Below are 9,587 nucleotides of genomic sequence, written 5' to 3' on the forward strand. Positions count from 1 at the left end.
TGGGGCTTTTCCAAAGTGAGCCGCCGTAAGGGCGGAACCATAAGTGGCCGTTACCGAAGAAACGGATATGTACACCGCCAGGCCGCCATCGCAGGCAAGCCAGCTCCCACACTAAACCGTGTTCCCAACACCATTATCCCAGGCGAAAAAAAACCGGCTGATCAGGCCGGTTTGGGGTTCCCTGCAAACAACGCAGGCTTACACGTGACTACTCAACAGACGTTCCGCCCCACCTTCAGCCAAGCGACGTTCTTGCAACCGCTCCGAACCACCTTCCGCCACACGACGTTCCAGCAGACGCTCCGAACCACCTTCCGCCACACGACGCTCCAGCAACCGTTCCGCCCCACCTTCAGCCACACGATTCCCCTGCAACCGCTCAGCACCCCCTTCAGCAACCAGAGGATGAGCAAAAGCATTGACAGCCACTACCGAAAAAGCAAGTCCAAGCAAGATTTGGCGTTTCATGATGATGTGCTCCAAGTATTTAAGTTGAGTGTTTCCGGGTATGGATTCGATGTTACGCGCCGCAGTTTTTAAGAGAACTTCATTGCGCTGATGGTGACTATCGACACCAGCGATGGCGCCTCAAGGCATCCGTGGCAACTCCTGAGGACGCAGGTCAAACACCAGCACCTCGGCATCATCGCCCTGGCTCACACGGATCTGCCGCTCATCACGCACACGGGCACCGTCACCTTCCTCAAAGCGCTGCCCGTTGATCTCAACACTGCCTCGCGCCACATGGATGTACGCATGGCGATCCGCTGCAAGCTCGAGGGTCGCGCTTTCGTCGCCGTTGAACAGCCCGGCATACACCCGCGCATCCTGGCGTACGTTGAGTGACCCCTCGGCACCGTCCGGCGAGATGATCAACTGCAAGCGCCCACGTTTCTGCGCCTCACTGAAATGCTCCTGTTGATAGCGCGGTTCAGCGCCGACTTCATTGGGCACGATCCAGATTTGCAGGAAGTGCACGCCACGGCTTTGGCTGTGGTTGAACTCGCTGTGGGCCACGCCGCTGCCGGCGCTCATCAGTTGCACGTCGCCGGGGCGGATCACCGAGCCGGTGCCCAGGGTGTCCTTGTGTTCCAGCGCGCCTTCCAGCACGTAGGAGAAAATCTCCATGTCGCGGTGCGGGTGCTGGCCGAAGCCTTTGCCGGCCGCAACGCGGTCGTCGTTGATCACCAGCAGGTCGGAGAAACCCTGTTCTTTCGGGTTCCAGTAGTTGGCGAACGAGAAGGTGTGGAACGACTTCAACCAACCGTGATTGGCGGCGCCGCGTTCGGAAGCTTTGCGAAGGGTCAGCATGGTCTTGTCCTCAAGTAAGCGCGGGCTGCGAAGTGCAGGGCGCTGTTGTTGAGAAGAAGGTTAATGGTTATCCGGATATTCATTAAGAAGATGGAATCTGAATAACTGTCCTATTCAGATTGACAATAAAAGACATGCCATAATGCCCGCCCGTACCTGATTCGATGGACGCTTCACCCTATGAAAACCGTGGCCATGGCGCTGTTCCCAGACTTCCTGCTGCTCGACATGGCCGGGCCGCTTGAGGTGTTCTCCATCGCCAACCGCTACCTGCCGGCGGCCGAGCATTACCGCATCCTCACCCTGGGCACTGAACCCGGTGCGTTGCGCGCCTCCAATGGTGTGCTGGTGCAGCCCGACCTGCTGCTGGAACACGCCGTTGATGCCTATGACCTGTTGCTGGTACCCGGCGGCCCCGGCGCCTATAACGAATGCCATCCCGCGCTGCTGCCGTGGCTCAAGGCTGCTGCCCCCAAGGCGCGGCGCTTCGGTTCGATCTGTACGGGCGCGTTTGTATTGGGGCACGCCGGGCTGCTCGACGGCCACCGAGTGACCACCCACTGGCACTACACCGAACGGCTGATCCAGGGCTTTCCCAAGGCCATTGTCGAGACCGATCGCATCTACTTGCAGGATGGCCGCCTGATCACCTCGGGCGGCGTGACGGCCGGCATCGACCTGGCGCTGTCGGTGGTGGCCCAGGACCACGGCAAGCAGGTCGCGGTGGATGTGGCCAAGGTGCTGCTGGTGGTGATGAAACGCCAGGGCGGGCAGGCGCAGTTCAGTCCGATGACGGCTGCGGTGGCGCCCCAGGAAACGCCGATCACGCGGGTGCAGAATCATGTGCTGGCGCAGTTGGATCAACCGTTCACCATCGACTCCATGGCCGACCTGGCGGGCATGAGCGCGCGCCACTTCGCCCGGGTGTTTGCCAAGGAAGTGCACATGACGCCCATGGCGTTCTTGCAAGGCGCGCGCATCGACCGCGCCCGGCACCTGCTGGAAACCACCGACCTGCCGCTCAAGACCGTGGCCTTCCACGCCGGTTTCGGCAGCGTGCGCTACATGCGTTTTCTGTTCAGCGAAAAACTCGGCCTTAACCCGACGCAGTACCGCCAGCAGTTCAGTTAAGGCCGATATGGCCGTCTGACGCACCTCAAAGTCCGTGTGGCTCCCCGTGCCAGCATTGTCCTGTCACGGCGAGGTGGCAAGATAGCGCCAAGCCCATGGAAAAGGATGCGCAAACGCCCAAGGCCGGGTGTTTCAGCGCTTTATCGACATGCACAACACGCCCACGGTGAGCTTCGGCCGCTACACCTTTCACCCGCAGCAACGGCTGGTCAGCAAGGCTGGCTTTCCGGTGCCGCTGGGCGGGCGGGCGCTAGAGATTCTGGCAGTGCTGCTGGAAGCGCCGGGGCAATTCGTCAGCAAGGACAGCCTGATCGCCCGCGTGTGGCCCAACAGCGTGGTGGAAGAAAACAACCTGCGCGTGCACATCGCGGCCCTGCGCCGTGCCTTGGATTGCCAACCCTGCATCATCAACGACCCCCAGCGCGGCTACAGTTTTGTCGCACCGCTGCACAGCGCTGCGCCTGTCGCCAAGCCCCGGCACAATCTGGCTGTGCGCCTGAGCCCGCTGATCGGTCGCGACGAAGTGTTGGGGGGGGTGGTGCGGCGCCTGTCCGGGCAACGCCTGATGACCCTGACCGGGTGCGCCGGCGTGGGCAAAAGCAGCCTCGCACTGGCCCTGGCCGAACGCGTGCTGCCGCGTTATCGCGATGGCGTGTGGTGGGTGGACCTGGCGACGGTGCAAGCACCGACGCAAATGCTCCGCCATCTGGCCAAGGCGTTGGACCTGGAGCCCTGCGCCAGTGCCCAGGCATTGTGCAAACCCCTGGCGACACGCCAACTGTTGTTGGTACTCGATGGTGCCGACTTGCTGCTCAGCGCCTGCCGTCACCTCGTGCGCACACTGGCGCAGTACGCGCCCCAGGTGAGCGTGTTGCTGAGCAGCCGTGAAGCCTTGCACCTGCCCGGTGAGTGGGTGCAACGCGTGCCCGTGTTGGCACTGCCGACCCCGTGCGGTTGGGGCAGTGTCGAGCAGGCGATGGCCTCTTCGGCGGTGCAGTTGTTTGTTGCACGGGTACGCGCCAGTCAGCAGGGCTTTGTGTTGCGCGCCCAGGACCTGGCGCCGCTGCGGGATATCTGCCGCAGTCTGGATGGCATTCCCCTGGCCCTGGAGCTGGCGGCGGCCCAGGTCGAAGCCCTGGGCCTGCACGGTGTGCAGACGCAATTGCGCAGCAGCTTGCAGGTGTTGACGCGGGGCCGCCGCACGGCGGTTGAACGTCACCAATCCTTCGCCGCTGCACTGGATTGGAGCTACGCGCGCCTGAGCCTGCCGGAGCGTTGGCTGTTCCTGCAATTGGGCTTGTTCAAGATGGCCGTGACCTTGCCCACGCTGACCGCGCTGGTGGCGGGCACCGAGCTGGAACACGCCGACCTGCCGTACCTGCTGGCGCGGCTGGTGGGCCTGTCGTTGCTGGCCCAGGAACCGGGCCCCGGTCCCGCGCGTTACCGGTTGCTCAACAGCCTGCGCAGCTACGCCCTGGCGCAACTGCGCGATCCCGCACAGGTGGCGCGTTTGCAGGCGGGTTATGGGCATTACCTGGGGCCGTTTTCAGGCCGGTCGTTTGTCCTGCAACTCGTCGAGCAGGCCGCGTACGCGGAGTAGGTCGGCGGTGGCAAACCCTTCGGTGAAACGCCCGTACACCGACACCAGCAGATCCCGCGCAGCCTGCACGCGGCCTTGCCCCTGCCACAACCGCGCCAACGCCGTGGCGCTGCGCAATTCCCAAGCGAGCGCGCCTTGCTGGTGTGCCAGACCCAGCGCCTCCAGCAACAGGGCTTCGGCGGCACGGCTGTCGCTGAGGCCTTCGGCGCGCACCCGCAGGATCTCCGCAGTGCACCAACCGGCGGCGCCGTTTCGGGCGCGTTCGAACACGGCGTCGCTCGGCTCGAGGGCGTTGAAGGTGACGAGAATATCTTCCACCAGCCCCAAACCCTGCACATCGGCGATCCGCGTCGTGCCGGCGTAACAGCGCGCCCAGGTATGGAACAGCTGCACCGAGTGTTTTTGTGCCTGTTGCAACAGCAGGTCCATGTGCGCGCGGGTCGCGGTGGTGTCGCCGTTGTAGCGGGCGATCACCACGCCGGCCAGGGCCAGGGTGTAGCAGATCGACGTGCCATGGTTGATTTGCAGCGCCAATGCCAGCGCCTGGTCGGCGATACGTGCGGCGCGCTCCGGGAAACCTCGCAGCCACAGGATGCGCGCGAGGATGGTCAACGACGCCACGCTCTGGTCGTACTGCACGCCAAAGCCATGGGTAAAGCGGTTCAGATGGCCGCTCTGGGCCATGCGCTGGATCACCTGCTCGGCGTTGTGCAAGGCCAGCGCCTGGTTGCCGGCGAAGTGTTGCGCGAGCACGCGCAGGCGTTGTGCGCTGAGGTCCAGCAAGGGCTCGGCCTGCGGCCCCAGTTGGTCGAAGTGCAGGCTCTGTGCCAGGGCTTCGCGATAGTTGCCGCAGCACAGGTTGACCGCCATATGCCCCGACACCGCGCGCAGCTGGCCAGCGAGGTCCTTGCCCGCTTCGGCCAGGCGCCGTGCGCAGGCAAAGGCGTCGATGGTCTGCGGCGTGCCGCCCTGGGTGTGATAGGAAAAACTGCCCAGCGCCAGTTGCAAGGCCATATGCAGGCGCTGGCTTGGCGCGGCCGATTGCGCCAGCCGTTCCAGGGCCTTGCCCACGTACAAACCGTGTTCGCGCAGCAGCGACAACTCCTGCCACAGCGGCATGGCGCTGACGGTGAGACGAATGCCCAACAAGTGCACGCCGTGGTCGCCAAGGCCCCAGTCGAGGGCGGTGCGGATGTCTTCGCGCAAGGGCGCATAGCGGTCGATCCATGGTTGGGTCGCGGTCAGCTCCCAATCGTCCTGCGCCTGGTTCATCAGGCTCAGGCAACGCTCGGCGTGGCGTGCGCGGGTTACGTCGAGTTCGCCGGCGCTGCTGAGTTTTTCCAGGGCGTAGGTGCGGGTGATGTCGTGCAGGCGATAGACCACCTCGTCATCACCGGCCTCCACATTGAGCAAGGATTTGGCCACCAGTTGCGTGATGGAGCCCAGCACTTCGACGGGCGCCACCTGTTCCCCGGCGATCACCGCCGCCGCGCTGGCCAGACTGAAGCCGCCACGAAACACCGCAAGACGACGCAGGCAAATTTGCTCGCAGCCGGTGAGCAGCGCAAAGCTCCAGTCCAGCGTGGCGCGCAGGGTTTGCTGGCGGGGCAGGGCACTTTCTCGGCCACGGGTGAGCAGGCGGAAGTTGTCTTCCATCTGCACCAGCAGGCCCGGCAGGCCGAAGCGTTCGATCTGCGCCGCGACCAGCTCGATCGCCAGGGGAATACCGTCCAGACGTTGGCAGATATCGATGGCCAGCGGCAGCTCGGCGTCGCTGAGGGCAAAGCTGTCCTGATGAGACATCGCCCGTTCGATCAGCAATTGCAGGGCCGGGTAACCGAGGGCCTGTGCGCGGTTGCCGGTGGCGGGCGGGCACGCCAGTGGTTCCAGGCGCTGCACGGATTCGCCCTCGGCACGCAGCGCTTCGCGGCTGGTGGCGATGATGTGCAAGTCGGGGGCGTGGCGCAGCAGGGTTTCGCTGATCAGCGCGATGTCGTCCAGCAGGTGCTCGCAGTTGTCGATCACCAGCAGCAATTGTCGCGCGTGCAGGCTGCGGGCAAGGCTGAGCAACGGCTCTTGCTCGCTGAGCGTGAGGTCGAGCAGGGCCGCGAGGTTGGGCAGGATCATTGACGGCGCGCTCAGCGGCGCCAGGTCGAGAAGGCGAATGCCGTCGCGGTAGTGCCCGATCAGCAACTCCGCAACGCGCAGCGCCACGGTGGTCTTGCCGATGCCGCCGGCGCCGGTGAGGGTGATGAAACGCTGTGCGGGCAGTTGCTGCACCAGCGCATCGATCAGCGCCTGGCGGCCGATCATGCGCGTGCGCCGCAGCGGCAGGTTGTGGCACGGGCGTTGCGGTGCACCTTCGGTGGGCAGGCTCATGGGTTCGATGCTCAGTGGCGCGACAAAACTGTAGCCACGCTGGGCCACGGTCACGATATAGCGCTGCCCGGCCTGGCCATCGCCCAAGGCCTTGCGCAGCGCGGCCATATGCACCCGCAGGTTGCCGTCTTCCACCACGCTCCTGGGCCACACGCGGGCGACCAATTCCTGCTTGCTCACCACATTGCCGGCCTGCTCCAGCAGGATCAGCAGGATCTCCACGGCACGGCGTCCCAGGCGCAACGGGCGGCCGCCTTCCAACACCAGGCGCTGGCGCGGATGGATGCGGTAGGGGCCGAACTGCACGGCCTGGTCGCTGAGGTCATTCATGGCGGCCATGCTCTGGGAAAAGGGTGTGGCCAGCATATTCCAGGCGTGTGCCAACCACTAGGCCGCAATCACTTGCGGCCTGTGACGCAATTGGTGATTTCGCCAGGTCATCGGGTTGACGCCCTCGCTGCGGGTGAACATGTGGCAGAAGTGCGCCTGGTCGCAAAAGCCGCACTCCAGGCTGATCTGCGTGAGGCTCAAGGCGGAACCGGTGATCAACTCCTTGGCGCGCTGGATGCGCTGTTGGCGAATCCATTCCTGCGGCGACAGCCCGGTGGTGCACTTGAACGCCCGCGAAAAATGGCTGCGCGACAGCGCGCAGGCCTGGGCCAGTTCGGCAATCGCCAGGCTTTCACCGAGGTTGGCGAGGATCAATTGTTTGGCGATCCGCTCGCGCCGGGCACACAGGCCGCCGGTTGCGGATAAACGGGGAGCAGTGTGCTCAAGTCGGGCCATGACGGATATCCGCAGTCGATGGGAGCGTTCCCGGTGAATGGATGCAGTGTAGACCGACACATTCTTGGCGCCAGACCGTCTGGCTGACGAGTTAATCGTTGTTAATTTCGCCAGGTGCTGGCGTTGAAAAGACAGCACAGCGGTGCAATACAGGCCGCGGTTTGCGTGCTTATCTGGCGGCTCGCCAACCGTTTGGATACCGCCATGAACCGCAACGACCTGCGCCGCGTCGATATGAACCTGTTGGTGATTTTCGAAGCGCTGATGTTCGAGAAGAACCTGACCCGGGTCGCCGAAAAACTCTTCATGGGCCAACCGGCGGTGAGTGCGGCACTGGGGCGCTTGCGCGATCTGTTCGACGACCCGTTGCTGCTGCGCAACGGGCGGGGCATGGAGCCCACGCCACGCGCCGTGGCGATACTCAAGGAGTTGCAACCAGCCATGGACATCATCTCGGGCGCCGTCAGCCGCGCCAAGGATTTCGACCCTTCCACCAGCTGCGCGGTGTTTCGCATCGGCCTGTCCGACGATGCCGAGTTCGGTTTGTTTCCGCCGTTGCTCAGTCAGCTGCGTGAAGAGGCGCCGGGGATTGTCGTGGTGGTGCGTCGTGCCAATTACCTGCTGATGTCGGCGTTGTTGGCCAGTGGCGAGATTTCGGTGGGGGTCAGTTACACCACGGAATTGCCGGCGAATGCCAAGCGCAAGAAGCTGCGGGATATTCCGTGCAAGGTGCTGCGGGGAGATGGTGGGGAGGCGCCGCTGACCCTGGATGATTATTGCGAGCGGCCCCATGCGATGGTGTCGTTTTCCGGGGATCTGAGCGGCAATATCGATCTGGATTTGGCGCGTATTGGCCGGGCGCGGCGGGTGGTGTTGGCGGTGCCGCAATTCAGTGGGTTGCGGGCGTTGTTGGCGGGGACGCAGATTATTGCGACCGTGCCGGATTATGCGGCGTGTGCGTTGACCGAGGGGTCGGCGTTACGGGCGGAGGATCCGCCGTTTGCGATTGAGGCGGCGGAGTTGTCGATGGTGTGGAGTGGGGTGCATGACAATGATCCGGCGGAGCGGTGGTTGCGTGGGCGGATCGGCGAACACATGTCGCGAGTGCTGTAGGTTCGGTAGCTGATCAGTCAACGCCACGTTGAAAGCCACAAGTATTGACACCCAGTAAAGTCTGAGCTTTGTGCGCGCTCTGTCTGACAGCTTGTTTGGGCAAAGGCTTTCTATCATGGGCTTACTTTCCAGAGAAGGCAGTCACCCATATGCGCATTGACCATTCACCGTTGATATCACATATAGCCCCTGAAACTTCTGTTTCCACACCGGGAACACCGACGGATCGCCAGGCTGAAGTGCAACGGAGTCGCCTGCATGAGATGCATGGCAACAGTCAGTTGTTGGCAGGGCGTGCCAGCACTTCGCAAACCACCACGTCGAAACTTGATAAGGTGAGTGAGCCAAAACTTCAAACAAACAAACACGCTAGCTCGCCGAATGGGCTATATGGTGTAAGTTACTATATTTCTACGCCTGACCCTGGATTGAGTAATATCACATTTCCAATCATTATCGATGAAGGGGCTCAACGTAAGAGCAGCAAGGATGGCGGGATCTATTATGCGATGCAGTTTGGCGTCAATGATGAAAGCGGCAAAAGACTGGGGGGCGGCTACATTGGTATGCAGCCACGAGGAGATGGTAAGGCGCTGATTACGTTTTCTGGGTTTGGCCCCCATTTCAGCGCTCCAAAAGGTCGTGACGGGGCGGATGGGGGACCAGGCGCCAGCAATAGCACATTGGTGGATTTTAAATTTGGTCATAAATATAACCTGACAGTGGCGCGAGATCCCGATAATCCCAAGAGGCTAAAGGCCTATGTTCAGGATGTTACGGATCCCGATAAACTTGGGCCCATGCAGCATGTTAAAGATCTTGATGTCGATCAGAAAGTTGCATTGGCTGGCTCCAATACCGGATTTGTCGAGCACTATGGCGCAAAGATCGACCGTAGCTCACAAATTGCAACGACAAGCGGTAGTTTTTTTTGCTCCCTTTAGTACTGATGACAAAGGCAATGTTAAAAACGGTTCAGTTAACGGTACCGGGTTGTATGGCCGATTCGCGAATTCAATGACTGGTGGTCAAGAAATTACCAAAAGATCGGGGAGGCGTACTCAGGTGAAGTTTTCTTTGCAGGGGGTTGGTTATGAAAAGAAGACCTGAAGTTTAGAGTCGTAGTTGTTGTTGTTGTTGTTGTTGTTGTTGTTGTTGTTGTTGGTGGTGTGTATATCCGTTATTTAGGTAACGGCGGCTTATGGTTCCGCTCTTACAGCGGGTCACTTTGGAAAAGCCGGAGTGCCGGCCCAGCCCAAAGTAACCA

Annotated in this window: 8 protein-coding genes; 5 read left to right on the plus strand and 3 right to left on the minus strand. The window is 62.0% G+C overall.

Annotation, left to right across the window (positions count from 1 at the left end; genetic code table 11):
- Window positions 1-540, plus strand: a 540-nt coding sequence (locus B348_RS1000000131855; RefSeq protein WP_017736390.1) for a hypothetical protein, incomplete at its 5' end; no start/stop codon positions are given.
- 48 nt (window positions 541-588) lie between these two features.
- On the opposite strand, the gene B348_RS0112180 is transcribed toward B348_RS1000000131855, so the two are convergent.
- Complete coding sequence (locus tag B348_RS0112180) at window positions 589-1,311, minus strand: pirin family protein (protein WP_017736391.1); 723 nt, start codon at window positions 1,309-1,311, stop codon at window positions 589-591.
- 180 nt (window positions 1,312-1,491) lie between these two features.
- Here B348_RS0112180 and B348_RS0112185 point away from each other — a divergent pair, with 180 nt between their 5' ends.
- Window positions 1,492-2,442, plus strand: coding sequence for a GlxA family transcriptional regulator (locus B348_RS0112185; protein ID WP_017736392.1), 951 nt, complete (start codon window positions 1,492-1,494; stop codon window positions 2,440-2,442).
- 148 nt (window positions 2,443-2,590) lie between these two features.
- Window positions 2,591-4,042 (plus strand): winged helix-turn-helix domain-containing protein, encoded by a 1,452-nt coding sequence (locus B348_RS0112190; RefSeq protein WP_032864828.1) that lies wholly within the window; start codon window positions 2,591-2,593, stop codon window positions 4,040-4,042.
- Here the strand turns inward: B348_RS0112190 and B348_RS0112195 are convergent.
- A complete protein-coding gene (locus B348_RS0112195; protein ID WP_026136754.1) occupies window positions 3,989-6,751 on the minus strand; it encodes a winged helix-turn-helix domain-containing protein in 2,763 nt (920 codons plus the stop codon). The two genes, B348_RS0112190 and B348_RS0112195, sit on opposite strands and share 54 nt — an antisense overlap.
- 57 nt (window positions 6,752-6,808) lie before the next feature.
- Entirely contained in the window at window positions 6,809-7,207 is a 399-nt protein-coding gene (locus tag B348_RS0112200) for a helix-turn-helix domain-containing protein (protein ID WP_026136755.1), read from the minus strand.
- 204 nt (window positions 7,208-7,411) lie between these two features.
- On the opposite strand from B348_RS0112200, the gene B348_RS0112205 reads away from it, so the two are divergent.
- Both B348_RS0112205 and B348_RS1000000131920 read left to right on the plus strand, forming a co-directional pair.
- Complete coding sequence (locus tag B348_RS0112205; protein WP_017736396.1) at window positions 7,412-8,320, plus strand: LysR family transcriptional regulator; 909 nt, start codon at window positions 7,412-7,414, stop codon at window positions 8,318-8,320.
- A 149-nt stretch (window positions 8,321-8,469) separates the two neighbouring features.
- Window positions 8,470-9,264 (plus strand): hypothetical protein, encoded by a 795-nt coding sequence (locus B348_RS1000000131920; RefSeq protein WP_256204324.1) that lies wholly within the window; start codon window positions 8,470-8,472, stop codon window positions 9,262-9,264.
- The last annotated feature ends 323 nt before the right edge of the window (window positions 9,265-9,587 follow it).

Origin of the sequence: Pseudomonas sp. CBZ-4 (assembly GCF_000346755.1) — a bacterium.
GTDB lineage: Bacteria > Pseudomonadota > Gammaproteobacteria > Pseudomonadales > Pseudomonadaceae > Aquipseudomonas.